This window comes from Parvivirga hydrogeniphila, from assembly GCF_023371205.1.
GTDB classification, from domain to species: domain Bacteria; phylum Actinomycetota; class Coriobacteriia; order Anaerosomatales; family Anaerosomataceae; genus Parvivirga; species Parvivirga hydrogeniphila.
In genome coordinates, this window is sequence record NZ_JAMCCO010000001.1 from 868,509 (window position 1) to 888,300 (window position 19,792).

Annotated in this window: 13 protein-coding genes, 3 pseudogenes and 1 CRISPR repeat array; of the genes and pseudogenes, 11 read left to right on the forward strand and 5 right to left on the reverse strand. The window is 66.1% G+C overall.

Translation table 11 applies throughout. From position 1 onward, the window contains the following. Nucleotides 1–78: 78 nt before the first annotated feature. The gene (locus MX659_RS04465) at nucleotides 79–1,410 is read left to right on the forward strand and encodes a glutamine synthetase family protein (RefSeq protein WP_267192260.1); all 1,332 of its coding nucleotides are present in this window, start codon (nucleotides 79–81) and stop codon (nucleotides 1,408–1,410) included. Between the two features lie 84 nt (nucleotides 1,411–1,494). Next, complete coding sequence (locus MX659_RS04470) at nucleotides 1,495–2,172, forward strand: winged helix-turn-helix transcriptional regulator (RefSeq protein ID WP_267192261.1); 678 nt, start codon at nucleotides 1,495–1,497, stop codon at nucleotides 2,170–2,172. 9 nt (nucleotides 2,173–2,181) lie between these two features. On the opposite strand, the gene MX659_RS04475 is transcribed toward MX659_RS04470, so the two are convergent. Then, a complete protein-coding gene (locus MX659_RS04475) occupies nucleotides 2,182–2,778 on the reverse strand; it encodes a class I SAM-dependent methyltransferase (RefSeq protein ID WP_267192262.1) in 597 nt (198 codons plus the stop codon). A 65-nt stretch (nucleotides 2,779–2,843) separates the two neighbouring features. On the opposite strand from MX659_RS04475, the gene polA reads away from it, so the two are divergent. The 5 genes and pseudogenes from polA to MX659_RS09190 all read left to right on the forward strand — a co-directional run. Continuing rightward, a complete protein-coding gene (gene polA, locus MX659_RS04480) occupies nucleotides 2,844–5,480 on the forward strand; it encodes a DNA polymerase I (protein WP_267192263.1) in 2,637 nt (878 codons plus the stop codon). A 154-nt stretch (nucleotides 5,481–5,634) separates the two neighbouring features. Continuing rightward, a pseudogene (locus tag MX659_RS09180) lies at nucleotides 5,635–5,947 on the forward strand (HigA family addiction module antitoxin). 9 nt (nucleotides 5,948–5,956) lie between these two features. Then, nucleotides 5,957–6,108, forward strand: a pseudogene (locus tag MX659_RS09185) (helix-turn-helix transcriptional regulator); the annotation flags it as partial. Nucleotides 6,109–6,178: 70 nt separating this feature from the next. After that, the gene (locus tag MX659_RS04495) at nucleotides 6,179–6,388 is read left to right on the forward strand and encodes an AbrB/MazE/SpoVT family DNA-binding domain-containing protein (RefSeq protein ID WP_267192264.1); all 210 of its coding nucleotides are present in this window, start codon (nucleotides 6,179–6,181) and stop codon (nucleotides 6,386–6,388) included. Further along, nucleotides 6,385–6,456 (forward strand): annotated as a pseudogene (locus MX659_RS09190) (VapC toxin family PIN domain ribonuclease); the annotation flags it as partial. The gene MX659_RS04495 and the pseudogene MX659_RS09190, both read left to right, overlap by 4 nt. A gap of 56 nt (nucleotides 6,457–6,512) precedes the next feature. Continuing rightward, a CRISPR array of direct repeats spans nucleotides 6,513–9,358; the repeat unit is 37 nt; unit sequence GTCATGGGTTCCCTGCAGACCCATCCATGCTAAGATC. Between the two features lie 66 nt (nucleotides 9,359–9,424). Here the strand turns inward: MX659_RS09190 and cas2 are convergent. The 3 genes from cas2 to cas9 are packed head-to-tail and all read right to left on the reverse strand — an operon-like array spanning nucleotide 9,425 to nucleotide 13,927. Then, entirely contained in the window at nucleotides 9,425–9,730 is a 306-nt protein-coding gene (gene cas2, locus MX659_RS04505) for a CRISPR-associated endonuclease Cas2 (protein WP_267192265.1), read from the reverse strand. A 19-nt stretch (nucleotides 9,731–9,749) separates the two neighbouring features. Then, nucleotides 9,750–10,655 (reverse strand): type II CRISPR-associated endonuclease Cas1, encoded by a 906-nt coding sequence (gene cas1 / locus MX659_RS04510; RefSeq protein ID WP_267192266.1) that lies wholly within the window; start codon nucleotides 10,653–10,655, stop codon nucleotides 9,750–9,752. A 5-nt stretch (nucleotides 10,656–10,660) separates the two neighbouring features. Continuing rightward, nucleotides 10,661–13,927, reverse strand: a complete 3,267-nt coding sequence (gene cas9 / locus MX659_RS04515) for a type II CRISPR RNA-guided endonuclease Cas9 (protein ID WP_267192267.1) — start codon at nucleotides 13,925–13,927, stop codon at nucleotides 10,661–10,663. Nucleotides 13,928–14,493: 566 nt separating this feature from the next. Between cas9 and rpsA the strand changes: the two genes are divergently transcribed. The 4 genes from rpsA (at nucleotide 14,494) to uvrB (ending at nucleotide 19,085) form a co-directional block, all read left to right on the forward strand. Beyond that, nucleotides 14,494–15,765, forward strand: coding sequence for a 30S ribosomal protein S1 (gene rpsA, locus MX659_RS04520; protein ID WP_267192508.1), 1,272 nt, complete (start codon nucleotides 14,494–14,496; stop codon nucleotides 15,763–15,765). Between the two features lie 71 nt (nucleotides 15,766–15,836). After that, nucleotides 15,837–16,448, forward strand: coding sequence for a dephospho-CoA kinase (coaE, locus tag MX659_RS04525; RefSeq protein ID WP_267192268.1), 612 nt, complete (start codon nucleotides 15,837–15,839; stop codon nucleotides 16,446–16,448). Continuing rightward, entirely contained in the window at nucleotides 16,423–17,019 is a 597-nt protein-coding gene (locus tag MX659_RS04530) for a lytic transglycosylase domain-containing protein (RefSeq protein ID WP_267192269.1), read from the forward strand. Before coaE ends, MX659_RS04530 begins: the two co-directional genes overlap by 26 nt. Beyond that, nucleotides 17,019–19,085: an excinuclease ABC subunit UvrB gene (uvrB, locus tag MX659_RS04535; RefSeq protein ID WP_323745466.1), complete on the forward strand. Its 2,067-nt coding sequence runs from the start codon at nucleotides 17,019–17,021 to the stop codon at nucleotides 19,083–19,085. Before MX659_RS04530 ends, uvrB begins: the two co-directional genes overlap by 1 nt. A gap of 48 nt (nucleotides 19,086–19,133) precedes the next feature. On the opposite strand, the gene MX659_RS04540 is transcribed toward uvrB, so the two are convergent. Next, nucleotides 19,134–19,781 carry a hypothetical protein gene (locus MX659_RS04540; RefSeq protein WP_267192270.1) on the reverse strand — a complete coding sequence of 216 codons (648 nt, stop codon included), beginning with the start codon at nucleotides 19,779–19,781 and terminating at the stop codon, nucleotides 19,134–19,136. Nucleotides 19,782–19,792 lie beyond the last annotated feature (11 nt).

Here is a 19,792-nt window from a genome sequence, read left to right on the forward strand (position 1 = left end):
TTTGAAACACAGCCGCGAGACCATGGCGACAGACAGTGTGGCGACCGGCGCGCAGCCGGTGTCGTGAAGGAGGTTGCAGTGACCACGAGGTTCGACAAAGACTACGTGCTCAAGACCGTCGAGGAGCGCAACATCCGGTTCATCCGGTTCTGGTTCACCGACGTGCTGGGCGTTCTGAAGTCCTTCGCGGTGACCGACAGCGAGCTCGAAGGCGCGTTCGAGGAGGGCATGGGCTTCGACGGCTCGTCGATCGACGGGTACACCCGCATCCAGGAGTCCGACATGGTGGCGTTCCCGGACGCCAGCACGTTCCAGCTGCTGCCGTGGCGGTCCGGCGAGGTCGGCGTGGCGCGCATGTTCGCTGATGTGCGCAGGCCCGATGGCTCGCCGTTCGAGGGCGATCCCCGCTACGCGCTCAAGCGCATGCTCGACAAGGCCGCCTCGATGGGCTACACGATGTACGTCGGGCCGGAGCTCGAGTTCTTCTACTTCAAGAACGACAAGGGCACCGAGGTGCTCGACCAAGGCGGCTACTTCGATCTGACGCCGCTCGACGTGGCGAGCGACCTGCGCCGCGAGACGGTGCTCACCCTCGAGAAGCTCGGCATCCCGGTGGAGTACTCGCACCACGAGGTCGCCCCCTCGCAGCACGAGATCGACCTGCGGTACGCGGACGCGCTCACCATGGCGGACAACGTGATGACCTACCGCCTTGTCGTCAAGGAGATCGCATACCAGAACGGCGTGTACGCCACCTTCATGCCGAAGCCGATCGAGGGCCAGAACGGCTCGGGCATGCACACGCACCAGTCGCTGTTCACCAAGGACGGCAACGCGTTCTACGACCCGAACGATCCGCAGCACCTCTCGAAGGTCGCCCGCCACTACATCGCCGGTCTGCTGAAGTACGCGCCGGAGTTCTGCGCGGTCACCAACCCGCTCGTGAACTCGTACAAGCGGCTCGTTCCGGGCTACGAGGCGCCGGTGTACATCTCCTGGGCGCAGCGCAACCGCTCAGCGATGGTGCGCGTCCCGATGTACAAGCCGGGCAAGGAGGCCGCCACGCGCATCGAGCTGCGCTCGCCGGATCCGTCCTGCAACCCGTACCTCGCCTTCGCGGTCATGCTGGGAGCGGGTCTGAAGGGCATCGAAGAGGAGCTGGAGCTCATGCCCGAGGCCACCAACGACATCTTCGAGATGACGGAGGCCGAGCTGGCCGAGGCGGGCATCGAGACGCTGCCGAAGAACCTCGGCGAGGCCATTGAGCGCTTCGAGCACTCCGAGCTCATGAAGGAAGTCCTCGGCGAGCACATCCACGCCTTCTACGTGGAGAACAAGAAGGCCGAGTGGGCCGACTACATCAAGAACGTCTCGAAGTGGGAGCTCGACCGGTACCTGTCAGTGGTCTAGGCCGGCTCGCAGAAGAACGGCAACGGCGCCGGGCGGGTATCCCGTCCGGCGCCTGCGGTATCAGGAGGGAGGCGAGCAGCGGGTATGATGGCGCACGTGAAGACCGTCGTCATAGCGAGCGACGACGCGCACCTCGCTGTGCGCCTGGGCGAAGCGCTGGAGCGGCTCGACGTCGCGGTCGCGACGCTTCCGCGCGAGCGCGCGCTGCGGGCCGACAAGCTCCCCGATGCCGCGCTGCTGGTGGCCGATGCAGGGCACGATGCCCGCGAGATCATCGTGGCCGCTGAGCGGCGCGCTGCGGGCGACGAGCCAGTTCCGGTGCTCCTCGTAGTCGAGCGTGATGCCGTGGCCGGGCTCCGCCTGCCGACCAGCACGAGGGCCGACTTCGTGGTGCGGGACGCCTCCGCAAGCGAGGTGACGACGCGTGCGCGGCTGCTGCTCTGGCCGGGCGAGGAGGCGTCGGCCGAGGAGATCGTGCGCGTCGGCGACCTCACGCTCAACCTCGCGACCTACCAGGCGCACGTCGGCGGCGTCCCCGTGGAGTTCACCTACCTCGAGTACGCGCTCTTCGCATTCCTGGTCACGCACCCGAACCGCGTCTACAGCCGCGACGCGCTGCTCAAGCGGGTATGGGGCCACGACTACTTCGGCGGCGCGCGCACCGTCGACGTGCACGTGCGCCGCGTCCGGTCCAAGCTGGGGCCGGAGCTCGCGGCGCGGCTGGAGACGGTTCGGAACGTCGGGTACCTCTGGCGGAGCTGAGACCGCGTTTCAGGCTGCCGACCCGGGCTTGAACACCCTCCCGAGGAAGCGGTAGCTGCCGCGCGCGAGCGTCTCGCACTCCCCGAGGATGCCCGCGGACGCCATCGACGCGCGCAGCTCGTCTGGCGCGAAGAACGCGGCGGGCTCCCCGACCAGCTGCTCTGCGAGCGCGATCGCGCGCACCGCCAGAAGCCGAGGGTCGGGCTCGATGACGAGGACGATGCCGTCGGGACGCACGACGCGAGCGAACTCGGCCACCGCGGCGCTCTGGTCGCGGAAGTGGTGGAACGCGTCGGTCACCACGAGCCCGTCGAAGGACGAGTCTGAGAACGGCATCGCTTCTGCGCGGCCGCGGACCGCTGCGATGCGCTCGCCTTCCGGCACGTGGGCGAGCAAGCGGGCCGTCGGCTCGAGGACGGTCACGTGCGCCTCGAGCGCGTCTGATAGCAGCGTCGCGAGCTGTCCCGCTCCGCCGCCGACGTCGAGGATCCGGCCGCCCGGCGCGACCGCCGGCCGGAGCCACGACGAGATGAGCGCCGCGTCCTGCTCGTCGAAGCGGTCGCCGTAGCGGCGCACGAGCGGAGCTGCCCAGTCGAAGAAGCCCATGTCGGTCCTTTCGGGTAGAATCGGCCACACGGCGTCGGCTTGTTCGTACCCGAAAGGCGCACGAGATGCCCCAGCGCACCATCGCCGTCGTCGACGGCAACAGCCTGCTCCACCGCGCGTTCCACGCGCTCCCGAATACGATGACGGCGCCCGACGGCCGCCCCACCAACGCGGTGTTCGGTTTCATGTCGATGCTGCTGAAGATGGCGGCCGACCTGAAGCCCGACGCGGTGGTCGTGGCGTTCGACAAAGGCAAGCCGGCGTTCCGCACCGAGGCCCTCGCTGCCTACAAGATCCAGCGTCCGCCGACCGCTCCGGAGCTCAAGGAGCAGTTCCCGATCGTCAAGGAGCTGCTCAGCGCGCTCGGCATCCCGGTCGTGGAGGTCGATGGGTGGGAGGGCGACGACGTCTTGGGGACGCTCGCGCGCATGGCCGTCGAGCAGGGGGGCTCGGTGCTGCTCGTCACCGGCGACAAAGACGCGCTCCAGTTGATCGGCGACGGGGTGCGCGTGGTGCGGACCCGGAAGGGCCTCACCGACATCGAGGTCTACGGTCCCGACGAGGTCGTCGAGCGCTACGGTGTGCCGCCCGAGCGCGTGGCGGACCTCCTCGGGCTCATGGGCGACACCTCCGACAACATCCCAGGCGTGCCGGGCATCGGCGAGAAGACGGCAGCGAAGCTGCTCGGGCAGTACGGCGACCTCGAGTCGGTGCTCGCCGCTGCGGAATCGATCCCTGGCAAGCTGGGCGAGAACCTTCGCGAGCACGCGGACGCCGCACGGGCGAGCAAGCTCGTGGCGACGATCCGGCGCGACGTGCCGCTCGATCCCGCGCCGCTTTTGGCCTCGTGGGGCGATTTCGACCCGGATCGCGCAGCGGCGGCGCTGTCGGAGCTGGCGTTCACCTCGCTCGTGGACCGCGTGCTCGCGATCGCGCGCCGCGGACGCGCCGATACCGAGCGCGCCGACGCAGAGCCGGAGGCGCCGGCATGGCGGGTGCTCGCAGGCGCTGAAGCGCTCGAGCGGGTGCGGGCGCTTGCGGCCGACCCGCCGGCTGGGTGGGTGGGCGTCGCGCTCGGCGGGACGAGCGGTCAGCTCTTCGCCAACGCCGCCGAGGTCGCTGTTGCCGCCGCCGGCGCTGTCGCGCTGCTGCCGCCCGAGCGCGCGAGCGCGTGGCGCGCGCTGCTCGCGAACGCGCGCGTGGCGGCCGTCGACCTCAAGGCGCTGCTCGAAGCGGACTGCCCGCCTGGAAGCGTGGCCTCGCGCGAGGGGAGCGGCGCCGACGGCGTCGATCCGGCGCGCTGCTTCGACTGCGGGATCGCGGCGTACGTGCTCGAGTCGAACCGCTCGTCGTACGACGCCGGCTCGCTCGCGGCCGCCTACCTCGGCCGGGCGCTTCCGGACGCCGCCCCGCCGGCAGAGGTCGCGCGCGTGACGGCCGAGCTCCAGCCGGTGCTGGCGGCGAAGCTGGCAGAGACCGGCTCGCAGGACGTCTTCTGGCGCATCGAGATGCCGCTGGTGCCGGTGCTCGTCCGCATGGAGGAGACGGGCGTCGGCATCGACGTCGGCGTGCTGTCGGCGCTCGCGCAGGAGACCGCCGCGGAGATCGAACGGCTGCGGCGAGAGATCTTCGAGCTCGCCGGCTGCGAGTTCACCATCGACTCGCCCAAGCAGCTCGGCGAGGTGCTGTTCGAGAAGCTGCAGCTCCCCGCAGGCAAGCGCACGAAGACGGGTTTCTCCACCGACGCATCGGTGCTGCAGGCGCTTGCGCCGTCGTACCCGATCGCGGCGAAGATCATCGAGTACCGCGAGGTGACGAAGCTCAAGAGCACCTACATCGACGCGCTTCCCCGGCTGGTGGGCGCCGACGGGCGGCTGCACACCACCTTCAACCAGACGGTCGCGGCGACCGGCCGGCTGTCGAGCAGCAATCCCAACCTGCAGAACATCCCCGTCAGAAGCCCGCTCGGCCAGCGCATACGCGCCGCGTTCGTGCCGGCGCGCGTAGGCGACCTCATGGTCTCGGCGGACTACTCGCAGATCGAGCTCCGCGTGCTCGCGCACCTCTCTGGCGACGAGGGGCTCATCGAGGCGTTCGCCTCGGGGCGCGACTTCCACGCCGCGACCGCCTCGCGCGTGTTCGGCGTCGAGCCCGACGCGGTGACGCCGGAGATGCGCCGGCGCGCCAAGGCCGTCAACTTCGGCATCGTGTACGGCCAGAGCGCGCACGGCCTTGCCGAGTCGCTCGGGATCCCGCACGCCGAGGCGCAGGAGATGATCGACCGGTACTTCGCGGCGTATCCGAAGGTGCGGGCGTACCTCGACCGCCTCATCGCCGATGCGCACGCGAACGGCTACGCGGTCACGATGTTCGGGCGCAGGCGACCGATCCCGGAGCTCAAGAGCTCCAACTTCAGCGTGCGGTCGTTCGGTGAGCGCACGGCGATGAACCACCCGATGCAGGGAACGGCCGCGGACATCATGAAGCTTGCGATGATCGAGGTCGACCGGCGGCTGCGCGAGGAGGGCCTGGCGAGCGCGATGGTTCTGCAGGTGCACGACGAGCTCGTGTTCGAGGCGCCGCCAGAGGAGCTGGACCGTCTCTCGGACCTCGTCCGCGACGCGATGAGCGGCGTCGTCACGCTCGCCGTGCCGCTCGAGGTCAGCGTCGCTTGGGGCCCGGACTGGGCAAGCGCGAAGTAGGGAGCCGGCGCCTTCGCACGGCTGGAGCTCGGCGCGCCTCCGGTCGTTCTGGCGGTGCAGATTTGACATAGGAGCAACGGCAGGCGCGATGAGCGCTCGGCTACACTGGTTCCGCAAGGTGCGCAGCTGAAGCGCGAGAGCGTCGTCAGAGATGATGGGCATCGCAAACGACACCCCCATGAAGCGTCGGCCCACCCATCCCGGCGAGGTCCTGCGCGAGGACTTCATGCCCGACTACGGGGACGGTCAGCGGCCTGGCTGAGGCGCTCGGTGTGTCCCGTCAGACGGTGAACGAGCTGCTGCGTGAGCGGCGATCGCTTTCCCCTGAGATGGCACTGCGCCTATCGGCACTCTTCGGCAACTCGCCGGAGTTCTGGCTGAACCTGCAGCGCGCGGTCGACCTGTGGGACGCGCAGGCCGCGGTGAAGGATGATGTGCGGCGCATCAAGCCGCTGTGTGTTGTCTGACGCGCGTGTATCGGTGCGATCGTCGCGGGCAAGCGTGCCATCACCGCTGACACCGACCTGCGCCCCTGCAAGTCTTCGGCCTCTCGGACGGGTACTGGCTGCGTGCGCAGGCGGCCTATGACACCGAGGTTGCACGTGACCAGCTTCCACATCCGCTCAAGGGCACCCTGGTGCAGTTGTCTTACGCTATTTTCATCGATATAGTATGCGTATGTCGATTGGAGATCCCACATGGAGGCAGTCACCATTTCTCCCAAGTACCAGGTCGTCATCCCCAAGTCCGTTCGGAAGCAGTTGCGCCTTGTGCCGGGACAGAAGGTCCAAGTCATCGCCTACGGCGACCGGATCGAGTTCATCCCGCTGAAGCCTGCGCGCGAACTCCGCGGCATGTTGCGCGGCCTCGACACCACCTTTGAGCGGGACCGGGAGGACCGGGTGTGAACGTCGTTGACTCCTCGGCCTGGCTCGAGTACTTCGGCGACGGCCCGAACGCCTCGGAGTTCGCCCCGGTGATCGAGGACCCGGATCATCTCGTCGTGCCCACGCTCACCATCTTCGAGGTGTTGTCATGGGTTCCCTGCAGACCCATCCATGCTAAGATCTCTCGGGGATGCTAGCGTCGCTCACTGGCAGTCATGGGTTCCCTGCAGACCCATCCATGCTAAGATCAGGACGAGGCGGAAGGCCGAGCAACCGCCGGTCATGGGTTCCCTGCAGACCCATCCATGCTAAGATCGATCTCGACGCTCTCCACGTTGGTGAACGTGTCATGGGTTCCCTGCAGACCCATCCATGCTAAGATCCGGCGTCGCGCCGCTTGGGCGGGTTCTTCAGTCATGGGTTCCCTGCAGACCCATCCATGCTAAGATCCAGACGCGGCGGGAAGGTCGCCGTCGTCGAGTCATGGGTTCCCTGCAGACCCATCCATGCTAAGATCGCACCGCCTCCACGACCTCGGCGGCCGTCGGTCATGGGTTCCCTGCAGACCCATCCATGCTAAGATCGGCGGGCATCCTCACGAAAGGCATGCAGATGTCATGGGTTCCCTGCAGACCCATCCATGCTAAGATCCTGCGAGGATTGTGCCTTTGCCAGGAAGCGTCATGGGTTCCCTGCAGACCCATCCATGCTAAGATCCGCGATGCGTTTCGAGGTGATGCCCATGCGGTCATGGGTTCCCTGCAGACCCATCCATGCTAAGATCGACGCCCGTTTGAGTTGGACGTATCCGTGAGTCATGGGTTCCCTGCAGACCCATCCATGCTAAGATCCGAGCGCAAGGCGTCGATCGCGACAGGCCGGTCATGGGTTCCCTGCAGACCCATCCATGCTAAGATCCCTGCAGCTCGCTGTCGAGCTCGCCTCGCGGTCATGGGTTCCCTGCAGACCCATCCATGCTAAGATCACTACTTGGTAGTACCGCATGACCTGCTCCGTCATGGGTTCCCTGCAGACCCATCCATGCTAAGATCCGATCCACGCCGGCCTGGTACCCGCGCCTGTCATGGGTTCCCTGCAGACCCATCCATGCTAAGATCGCATGGCTCGCAACGCACGACTCACGACACGTCATGGGTTCCCTGCAGACCCATCCATGCTAAGATCCCGTGCTCTCCGAGCGCTGCATCGTCTGCGGTCATGGGTTCCCTGCAGACCCATCCATGCTAAGATCAGCTGGTGGCGGTCGCCTCGGCGACGCCGCGTCATGGGTTCCCTGCAGACCCATCCATGCTAAGATCCGCCCGCTGGGTGCGACGTCTGCGTCGAGTGTCATGGGTTCCCTGCAGACCCATCCATGCTAAGATCGTGGTTCACCAGAGGTCCGCCCACGGCGCGGTCATGGGTTCCCTGCAGACCCATCCATGCTAAGATCCCGTGACCGTCTCCTCTCCTGCCGGGTTCAGTCATGGGTTCCCTGCAGACCCATCCATGCTAAGATCTTCTCGAACGTCTCGAAGTCGTAGCGCGCGTCATGGGTTCCCTGCAGACCCATCCATGCTAAGATCGTCCTGTTTCTGTACTAACCATGGTGTTGTGTCATGGGTTCCCTGCAGACCCATCCATGCTAAGATCCCGAAACGCTGTATGAGACGAACGATACGAAGTCATGGGTTCCCTGCAGACCCATCCATGCTAAGATCTCAGCATCTGACAGACATCTTCTTTCCGCAGTCATGGGTTCCCTGCAGACCCATCCATGCTAAGATCCCAGTGCTTGCAGGTGACGAGTTCGATTACGTCATGGGTTCCCTGCAGACCCATCCATGCTAAGATCCCTCGGCCTCGTCCTGGTAGAGCTCGCCGCGTCATGGGTTCCCTGCAGACCCATCCATGCTAAGATCGGCGCTTCTGCGTGAACTACGGCTCGCCTGGTCATGGGTTCCCTGCAGACCCATCCATGCTAAGATCCGGTTCGCCGATGAGGACATGGTGACGGACGTCATGGGTTCCCTGCAGACCCATCCATGCTAAGATCAAGGCATCACCGCGCTCGCGCGCTCCGGCGGTCATGGGTTCCCTGCAGACCCATCCATGCTAAGATCGCTGCCGTGTAGTCCCTCACTTCCATGGTGGTCATGGGTTCCCTGCAGACCCATCCATGCTAAGATCGGCCGAGGCGCGGGGAGCGGAGGCGAGCGGTCATGGGTTCCCTGCAGACCCATCCATGCTAAGATCATAGCGGCCGTAGTCCTTGACGGCCTTGCGGTCATGGGTTCCCTGCAGACCCATCCATGCTAAGATCCTAGTCGAAGCCGAGAGCGATGATCCGTAGTCATGGGTTCCCTGCAGACCCATCCATGCTAAGATCTCAAGGCCTCCGGCGGGGGGGCACCCCCCGGTCATGGGTTCCCTGCAGACCCATCCATGCTAAGATCCGCTTCGTAGATGGCCTCGTCTGTCATGGTGTCATGGGTTCCCTGCAGACCCATCCATGCTAAGATCGAGGGCGTTCAGGTTCGTCCGCGCCTTGAGTCATGGGTTCCCTGCAGACCCATCCATGCTAAGATCTGCGCCGCTTCGATTGCAGCTCTTCCTGGCGTCATGGGTTCCCTGCAGACCCATCCATGCTAAGATCCGCACGCAATCTATCCGGTGCTGATTCAGGGTCATGGGTTCCCTGCAGACCCATCCATGCTAAGATCTGATAGCGCGGAGGATGGAGTAGTTGCGGGGTCATGGGTTCCCTGCAGACCCATCCATGCTAAGATCGTTCCAGGTTCAGGGTGCACATGGCTCATGGTCATGGGTTCCCTGCAGACCCATCCATGCTAAGATCGACCCTTATCCGGGACGGCGAGGCCTCTCTGTCATGGGTTCCCTGCAGACCCATCCATGCTAAGATCTCGCATTGCACGCGTTCGTCGCGTCGCGCAGTCATGGGTTCCCTGCAGACCCATCCATGCTAAGATCCGAGCATGGAAAAGCCCCAGGTCAGAATGCTGATCTGGGGCTTTGCATTGCCGCAAATCTGGCCGTTTAGAAGGTCAGTTGCTCGTACGCGCACTGTTTTTCCTCGGGTTTCTGCTGTCCGAGCAGCACTTCTATTGATGCGTACTGCTTCTCCGTCACGACCATGCATCGCACGCTCCCTTTGGGAGGCAGGTGCGCCTTCAGACGCGCGAGATGCATCTCCGTCCGATCGAGTCCGCCGCACGCGCGGCCGTAGACAGAGAACTGTATCGGATAGTACCCGTCGCGGAGCAGGAAGCGGCGGAACTCGGCGTAGTGGCGCTTGTCTCGCCGCGTCTTCACTGGCAAGTCGAAGAAGACTATGAGCCGCATCAGACGACCCATCCCGGCCCTACTCGTATCGGCGGACTTCTCCCCCGACCAGCTCAGGAAGGCTCACTTTGCGGTGGTCTCGCGCGAGCACGGCGCGGGCGTACGACTCTGCAACCTCCTGAGCTGCTGTGGATATGCAGTACGCATTTCCATATATCGAGCACTCCAGCCGGAGGGTTGAGAGCAAATACGACCGGTATTCGGAAGTAAGTTCGCGCTCGGTCTGCGGAGGCTGGCTGAACACCATGAGGTCCACGAACGGTCGGAACACCTCGACGAAATCGTCCGCGAGGTTGAACGGGTTGGCTGCTCCTCTGTGGCCGACGCCCAGAGCGCACTGCAGTCCTGTCGAAGCCAAAGACCGCGCGACCGCGGCACGGACCACGGCGTACCCGTAGTCGAGCGCGGCACTGGTGGAACTTTCGGAGCGGCGCTTGAATCCAGGCCCGAGGAACTTGAAGTACTCTCGGGCGGCGTACGCTTCACGCCCGGTGGAGTCGCCCGACTTGACCGTGGCAGCGATCTGACGCAGCTTCTCGCTCCCTGGTCTGCCGAGCTCATCGAGGCACCGTGCTGCATTGCGGATCTTCTGCTGGACGATTCGTTGCCACACGCGCTTCTTGAACGGTTCCGTCAGGTCGATTTGAGCTTGCAAGAGCGGGGGGATGCGAGGGTTCTGGGCATAGGGGAGAAGGACACCGCACGGCGTGTGCTTGCGGTCGACCACGAGCAGAGCGATGCCCCGAGTCGCAAGTTCGCTCAAGACGGGGACGCTCACGCTCCCTTGCGGCGATTCGATGAGTATGGTGTCGATATCTTCGATGGGCAGGGTGAGCTGTCGGTCATCACGCTCGAGGTGCAGGTTGCCATCACGCACCACCAGGCGCGCGTCCGAGGTGACGATGAGAGTCCGCCAGCCGGCCATGGGCGCTACAAGGGGCGCTTACCGGGTCGCTTGACGGTGCTCACTTCTCCCAGGAGACCGACGTCGATTTTTTCGATTCTGTCGGCAGTCTTGGGCGATACGCGCACAGCATCTACTTTTCCATCGGGTGCGCGATTCGCGCGATCGTGCAAGTTGCCCTCTATTCTTACGTTGGCCACATCGAACGATGTCATGTACAGCAGCGGCCCGGCCTTGTCTTTCTCGTGCCACACGCGGAAGTAGTCGCCTTTATACAGTGAGAACAAGAACTCATAAGTGTTGTCTATCACGAGCCACTCCGATTCAGGTTTTCCCTTTAGCGCAGCTTTGTTTGGCACCCAGCCAGCGGCGATATCAGCGGCGTAGACCGGCACCACGTGATGCTGCATGCGGCCGGTCTTGCTTGGTTTCCGGTAGATGTCCAACCGGACAATCCTGTCACGCTCGGCGAGTCCGCTACGCACCACTACCCCTGAGCGAGCTTTCGTGAACAGCCGGATGCTCCGCACCACAGGTCCCGGAGACCCGTCGTTGGTCGGCATGCGCAGCGGCTCAGCTTGGGCGCCGAACGCCCGCTCGGCCCACGTCTTGCCGGTCTCGTGCTCGACGGCGCGCAGGCGCTCGCGGATCAACTGGTACAGCCGCCAGTTGGCTTCCTCGTCCACCAAGATGGGGGAGGGCTCCTCGAGGATGTCTCGTATCTGGGAGTCGCTGAGTTGCGTCAGCTTGGTGCGCCGCGTCGGCCGCGGATCGTTGGGGGCGAGCGCGACACGCCCGCGCTCCGGCAGCTCGCCAAGCGCCTTCCTGACGTGTTTCAGGGAGTAAATCGTCTCCTTATGGCCGCGGCCGGACATGCGGCGGTTCGGCATCCTTGAGACCACGATGCCCTGCACCGCCTCGATGACGTCTTCGCGGAAGCCTGGCCACGGCTCCAATACGGGAGGTTCAGCAACCTCGCCGGTCAGCGGGTCAACCCAGCGTCCGTCTGGCGTCTTCTCGTAGGACTCGCGTGCTTTGAAGTACCGGGCCATACGGTGCACCATCTTGTGGTCGGCAAGCGCGCAGAGCGTCGCGTCGATGGCGTGGTGCGTGTCGCTCGCCTGGCGGTCCTTCTCTTCGCCGAGACCCAAGTGCCACCTCAAGTCGTTCGTCATCCTGCCATTCACCGAAAGGACGCGGCTCTCCGGGACGTCGAGGTGGTCTTTGAGGATGCCCAGGAAGTAGCGGGCTGCGTACTGCGTGGAGACCAGATACCGGCCCTGGAGCTCGCGGCGCTGCTCTTCGGTCAGCTCCTCGGTGAGAAGCAGGCGCTTCTTCTTCGACGGCATCTGCGAGCTTTGCACCCATGCGCTGTACCGCTCGAAGTGCGCATCACCGTGCGCGCGCCGCACGTACACCGCGGCGAGCTCATCGCCCTTGTTACGGTTCTCGCCCGCCAAGACCAGCACCTTGTTCGCCATCGAATCGTCGAACGACACGCTGCGTGGCACGGCATGGTCGATCTCGGTGTACGAGCCGTCGGTGAGAACCCGCTGAAGATCAAGCTCCTTGAGGGAGTATGCGCACTTGCCGCCCTGTTGCTCGTACAGGAAGTACTTGCGCCACACGCGTTCAGGCACCGCGCCTGGAGCGATCTCGCGGATTCGATCGAAGATGCGCTCCTTCTCTCTGCGGTTCTTGAGCTGCTCTTGCTCGATCTCGCGTCGCTTCGATGGGCTGATCGCCGCTTCGCGCGCAAGCTCGACCGCGACGCGTGACGGGAGCCCGTATTCGGCGACGATTGCGTTGACGACCTTGCGCGCTTGCGTGAGCGCGCGCTTCACGTTGGGGTTGGTGATGGAGTTGAAGTCCTCCAGCGTGTCGAGCGGTGGGATTCGGTCGGACTTCGTCCCGACCTGCCGCTGCGAGTGGTTGTAGCCGGCCGCCTCGCAGGCCTCGCTGTACAGCATGCCCTGCTCGAGGTAGGGGATGAGGGTGCGCATGGCCTTGAGAGACAGCCGCCCATGTCCGTCGAAGACCACTGAGTCTGCCAGCTTGCGGGCGGCGCCGTCCTCGATGCCGAGTTCGACCAGCGCAGCGTAGGCCGAGTCTTTGCGCAGCCAGTAGGTGAGCCGACTGGCGACCTCGTCGAGCAGCTCGATGTCGGAGCGCAAGCGCTGCCAGGTTGCGGGGAAGTCCTTCTCGAGCGCGCTTCTGAGCTTGTGGTACGACTCGAGCTTCAGCAGTATCTCGTTCTGCATGTCGGCGAGCGTCTTGCCCCGCTTGCGCCCGCGCACCTCGAAGAGCCAGCCGTCTTCCACGCCGAGCGCTTTGAGGGCTCGCTTGTACTTCAGATCCTTGACCTCGAGGGCCTCCTCGAACAGCAGCGCGATCTCCTCAGGATCCAAGCGTCGCCTCGATCCGGAGGTGTGCGTGAGCGACTGGTTCACGAGCGTCTGGAGCGCCATGAACTTCTGGAATGTGAAGGTGGCTTTGGGGGCGCGGCGTTCTTCGGGCTCGAGGAAGCAGCGGCCGACCTTGCGCATGAGCTCATCGCCTTCGGCCAGGCGCGGCGGCTCATCGACGATCTCGACGTAGGCGTCCTCCATCTCCTTGGTGGCATACGGGTTGCCGAGCCGCCGCTGCGCCTCGAACAGCGTGCGGGCCTCGGCGATGAGATCGTCTCGTCCGATCGTGCAGATGTACTGGCCGCCCTTGTTCCGGCGCTGCTCGCCGTACGGCCAGTCCGGCGATTCCAGGTACTCGGCCACCGTCCGGTAGCCGTGCGCAACCATCCCATCGTGGATGCCCTTCACGCCGCTCAGCATCTCGCCGAGCTTCTTCTTCTCCTCCTGGTCGGCTGTCTCGAGTTCTCCACGCTTCGTGGACTTGAAGCCGCGGTGCCGGGCGATGTGAAACAGCGCTCGCGCCCACTCGCGCGGCTCGAGCAACCGGTCGAGGCCCTGCACTCTGAGCTGCCAGGGCGTCAGGTCGTCGGGCCACGTGCGGAGGAAGTCTTCGAGCTCGTCGCGGCTGCTCACGAGCCCGTGCTGAGCGAACAGCTCTGCGACGCGGCGCAAACGGCGCTTCCGGTTGCGGAGGCGGCGCCGCTGGCTCCGCGCGACGCGACGCTCCTCAGCAGGCGTCGTCGCGTTCGCGGCTTCTTTTCGGACGGCGTCGAAGGCCCTCACGCCGAGCCGAACGAGCCGGACAGGCTCGTCAGCGTCGTTCAGCTCGACGACGCTCCAGCCGACGCTCTCGCTTCCGATGTCGAGACCCAACGAGTAGCGCATGTGCAACACCCCCGGTATCTGACGCAGCACGCTGCTGCGAGCCATGCGCTGAAAGCATATCCCGAAGGTCTGACACATGCAAAGAATGGAATCGCGGACGGAGCGCCGGTCCGAATCCGACGGCGGAACGGGCCTGGATCCGGGTCCGAAGGCGGAACGGGCCTGGATCCGGGTCCGAAGGCGGAACGGGCGGAATCCGGCCCCAAGAAAACGGATACCCCCGGAGCCGAAGCCTCGGGGGGCTACCGTGCGGCGCTGAAGGCGGAGCCAACAGCGTTATCATGGGAACCCTGCAGAGCCTTTATAGCAAGGCCGGCATCTCTCGTCAACGACCTTTCAGTTCTCCCGCGCTTCGCTCTACCCAACACACGCGCTCGCGTGGTACCATCATCAGGCTTGTGCGGACCCGCACGGGCAGGAGTACTGTAGGCCCCCGAGATGCATGTACGGAAAGCAGTCGACCGAGACGAGTACGTGAGGATCGGGGCCCCATACGGAAAGGGGCCACCAGAGTGGTAGAGAACGACAGCATCATCGAGCAGGAGAAGGACTACACCGACGAGGAGATGCACGCCCTCATCGACGGCACCATCACGGACTTCGATGATGGCGACCTCGTCACCGGCACGGTTGTGAAGGTCGAGCGGGACGAAGTCCTGCTGGACATCGGCTACAAGTCCGAAGGCGTGATCCCTGCGCGTGAGCTCTCGATCCGCAAGGACGCCGATCCCAGCGACGTCGTCAAGGTCGGCGACAAGATCGAGGCGCTCGTCCTGCAGAAGGAAGACAAGGACGGACGGCTCATCCTCTCGCGCAAGCGCGCGGCGTACGAGCGCGCGTGGGTGGAGATCGAGGAGAAGTTCCAGAAGGGCGAGAACGTCGTCGGCGAGGTCATCGAGGTCGTCAAAGGCGGTCTCATCCTCGACATCGGGCTTCGCGGCTTCCTGCCGGCCTCGCTCGTCGACCTGCGCCGCGTGAAGGACCTGCACGCGTACCTCGGCGAGAAGCTCGAGTGCCGCATCATCGAGATGGACCGCAACCGCAACAACGTCGTCCTGTCGCGCCGCGTGGTGCTGGAGGAGGACCGCAAGCAGGAGCGCCAGGAAATCCTGAGCAAGCTCGTCAAGGGCATGATCCTGCCGGGCACGGTCTCGTCGATCGTGGACTTCGGCGCGTTCGTCGACCTCGGCGGCATCGACGGTCTCGTGCACATCTCGGAGCTTTCCTGGAGCCACGTCAACCACCCGTCCGAGGTCGTGTCGGTGGGCGACAAGGTCGAGGTGCAGGTGCTCGACGTCGACCTGGAGCGCGAGCGCATCTCGCTCGGCCTGAAGCAGACGCAGGAAGACCCGTGGAAGCAGCTCGTCCAGGGCTTCGAGGTCGGCCAGATCGTCAGCGGCAAGGTCACCAAGCTCGTGCCGTTCGGCGCGTTCGTCGAGATCGGCGAGGGCGTCGAAGGCCTCGTGCACATCTCCGAGATGGCGCGCGGCCACGTCGAGAAGGCCGAGGACGTCGTGACCGTGGGTCAGGAGGTCCAGGTCAAGGTCATGGAGATCGACCCCGAGCGTCGCCGGATCTCGCTGTCGATCCGCGCGGCGAACGAGGAGCTCGGCATCGAGGACGCCGTGCCTGCGTCCGACGAAGAGGCGGAGGCAGAGGCGCCTGAGGCCGAGGCGGAGACCGCGGCCGCCGAAGGGCCGGCAGAGGCCGAGGCGCCTGCGGAGGCCGAGGCCGAGACCGCAGAGGAGCCCGCAGCCGAGGAGCCTGCCGCCGAGGCGGTCGAGGAGCCCGAGGCGAGCGACGAGGAGCCGGCCGAGGAAGATCCCGCAGCCGAGTAGCGGCTGACGAACAACCCGCAAGGGCCGGCGCGTCCGCGAGGGCAGCCGGCCCTGCGTGTCTTGGAGGAACGATGTACGTGCTCGCCATCACCGGCGGCATCGGCGCTGGCAAGTCGACAGCAGCGCGCGTGTTCGCCGAGCACGGTGCGGTCGTCATCGACGCCGATGAGCTCGCGAAGAGCCTGCTCAGGCCCGGCTCGCCCGTCGTCGAGCCGATTGTCGAGGCGTTCGGCGAGACGGTGCGCTCGCGAGACGGCGGCATCGAGCCCGCTGCGCTCGCCGAGGCGGCCTTCGCGTCGCCGGAGGCCGCCGCGAAGCTCAACGCGATCGTCCACCCGGCCGTGTACGCAGCGCTCGCGGGCGCGCTCGACGCGCTCGCTGCGCAGGCGAGGCCCCCGCGCGTCGTTGTGATCGACATCCCGCTTCTGTACGAGTCGCCGCAGTTCCTCGATCTCTTCGACGCGGTGCTCGTCATCTCCGCCGCCGACGACGTGCGGGCGGAGCGCCTGGTTGCTCGCGGCATGGCGGCAGACGACGTGGAGCGCCGGATGGCGTGCCAGGCGAGCGACGCCGAGCGCCGGTCGATCGCCGACTACGTGATCGAGAACGACGGCGACGAGTCTTCGTTCCGCGAGGCCGTGGAGGAGTTCTTCGAGCGTGAGATCGCGCCGCGTTTCTCGTGAGCACGCGCTCGCACCGCACCGCGTGTGGCTGCTCGCCGTGCTCGCCGTGCTCGCGCTCGTGGCGGTGCTCGCCGCGCGCGGGCCGGTGTGGGCACAGCGGCTCTACCACCCGCTGCGCTACGAGGCCGAGATCGCGCGTGCGGCGAAGGCGAACGGCGTGGACCCGTACCTCGTCTGCGCAGTCATCAACGCCGAGTCCGGCTTCGACCCCAAGCGCGTCTCGCAGGCGGGTGCCGTGGGGCTCATGCAGGTGATGCCGGCCACCGCGACCGAGGTGGCAGGTGCGCTCGGCATTTCGCGCGACCGGCTCGACCTTACGGATCCGGCCACGAACATCGCCATCGGCACGCGTCACCTCGCCGATCTCCTGGCGCGCTACGACGACACCGCGACGGCGCTCGCGGCGTACAATGCGGGTGCAGGGACGGTCGGGCGGTGGATGGCCGAGGAGGGCACCGAGACGCTGACGAAGGCGCGGTACCCCGAGACGGCCGCCTACGTCGAGCGCGTGCTCGCGGAGCGCGACCGCTACGCCCGGCTGTACCCGGACGCGTTCGCGGGGGTGCGCTGATGCCCGAGTTCCAGGTGGTCTCCGAGTACGAGCCCGCGGGCGACCAGCCCAAGGCGATCGCGCAGCTCGCCGAGGGCGTGCGAAGCGGCATGCGGGACCAGACGCTGCTCGGTGTGACCGGCTCGGGCAAGACCTTCACCATGGCGAAGGTGATCGAGGCGGTGAGGAAGCCCACGCTCGTGCTCGCGCCCAACAAGACGCTCGCGGCGCAGTTGGCCTCGGAGATCCGCGACCTCATGCCGCGAAACGCCGTCGTGTACTTCGTCTCGTACTACGACTACTACCAGCCCGAAGCGTACGTTCCGACGACCGACACCTACATCGAGAAGGACGCCTCGATCAACGAAGAGGTCGAGAAGCTCAGGCACGCGGCCACCGCCGCGCTGCTCTCGCGTCGAGACGTCGTGGTGGTGGCGAGCGTCTCGTGCATCTACGGCATCGGCTCGCCGGAAGACTACGCCGGCATGGCGGTCTTCCTCGAGCGGGGCAGGCCGTACGACCGCGACCGGCTCATCCGCGACCTCATCGGCATCCAGTACGACCGCAACGACTACGAAGCGGCGCGCGGGACCTTCCGGGTGCGCGGCGACGTGGTCGACATCTTCCCGCCGTACGCGGAGAACCTCGTCAGAGTGGAGTTCTTCGGTGACGAGGTGGAGTCGATCGCCGAGGTCGAGCCGCTCACCGGCGAGGTCGTCGAGCAGCTCGAGTCGCTGCCTGTGTGGCCGGCCACGCACTACGTGACCCGCCCGGAGCGCGTCCAGGAGGCCGTGGACTCCATCCGCGACGAGCTCCGCGCGCGGCTGGCCGAGCTGAAGGCGCAGGGCAAGCTGCTGGAGGCCCAGCGGCTCGAGATGCGCACCTCGTACGACCTCGAGATGCTCGAGACCATGGGGTTCTGCAGCGGCATCGAGAACTACTCGCGGCACCTCGACGGCCGCAAACCGGGCGAGCCGCCGCACACGCTCATCGACTACTTCCCGAAGGACTTCTTGTGCATCATCGACGAGTCCCACGTCACGGTGCCGCAGCTCCACGGCATGCACGAGGGCGACCGTTCGCGCAAGATCACGCTCGTCGAGCACGGCTTCCGTCTGCCGAGCGCGCTCGACAATCGGCCGCTCACCTTCCAGGAGTTCCGCGACCGAGTGCCGCAGACCATCTTCGTCTCGGCCACGCCTGGGGACTTCGAGCTTCGCGTGAGCGAGCAGGTCGTCGAGCAGATCATCCGACCGACCGGCCTGGTGGATCCGAAGGTCGTGGTGCGCCCGACGCGAGGGCAGATCGACGACTTGATGGAGGAGATCCGCAAGCGCGTGGAGCGCGACGAGCGCGTGCTCGTCACCACGCTCACCAAGAAGATGGCGGAGGACCTCACGGAGTACCTCGCCGAGCACGGCGTGAAGGTGCGGTACCTGCACGCCGACATCGGCACGCTGGAACGCGTGGAGATTCTGCGCGACCTGCGCGCAGGCGTGATCGACGTCGTCGTCGGCATCAACCTGTTGCGCGAGGGGCTCGACCTGCCTGAGGTCTCGCTGGTGGCGATCCTGGACGCCGACAAGGAAGGGTTCCTCCGGAACCACCGGTCGCTCATCCAGACGATCGGCCGCGCGGCCCGCAACGTCTCGGGCGAGGTCATCCTCTACGCCGACACGGTCACGGACTCGATGCGCACCGCCATCGACGAGACCGAGCGCCGGCGCGCGCTGCAGCTGGCCTACAACGCCGAGCACGGCATCGAGCCGCAGACGATCCGCAAGGCCATCCACGATATCGCTCAGTACGTGCGCGAGACCGAGGCAGGGCTCGAGCCGTCCGTGGAGGTGGCGCGCGACCTGACTGCGCTTCCACGCGAGGAGATCGCGCGCATCATGGCCACGATGGAGGAGGAGATGCACGCCGCCGCCGAGGCCCTCGACTTCGAGACCGCGGCGCGGTTGCGAGACCAGGTCGTCAAGCTGCGCGCAGAGATCGAGGCGACGAGCGCGGACGAGGTGCTCGCGCGCCTCAAGCGCGGCGCCCGGCGCGGCTCGGCGCACGGCGTCAAGAAGCGGCGTCGGTGAAGCCCCTCGTGCGCGACGAGCGTGATGCCGGGCCTCACAGCGGCGGCATCACGGCGTGTACTGCTGCGCGATCTTCGTGATCTCGCCGTCGCGCACGGTGACGAGGAAGTAGCTGCTGGAGTACTGGTCCGCGAGCGACCCGGTGAGCCGCGCGTACCACGCGTCGAGCGAGATGTCTCTGCCCTCGTACGACATCGTGCCATCGTCGTTGTACAGGACGTGGACCATGATGCCGGGCCGTACCGGGAACACGCGCAAGCGCGGGTTGTCGTTGACGATCAGGTAGTCGTTCGGGACCGGCACCTCGAGCCCGCGGCGGGCGGCTTCCCGGTTGGCGTCCTCGCCGAAGAGGACCTGCACGTAGTCGAGCGTCAGGCGGATGCGGCCGCCTGAGCGGCTCCAGTCCACCACGAGCGTCGGCTGGTCGACGACGTCGCTCGGCCGGCTTGTGCTTGAGGCCGTCGTCTCAGTCGTCTCGCTCGGCGCGGCGGTCGGCTCCTCGCTCGCGGACGACGTGGCTGGTAGTGATGGCGTCGCAGTGGCCTCAGGCGTCGCAGTCTGCTCGGTGCGCGGCTGCGGTGGTTGTGCGGGCGGTTCGCCGCGTGTCGCAATGTAGACGACGGCCCCGCCGAGGACCGCGCCCCCCACCGCGACGGCAGCGATCGCCGCGACCGCCTTGGTTCCGGCAAGGTTCATCTCCCACACCC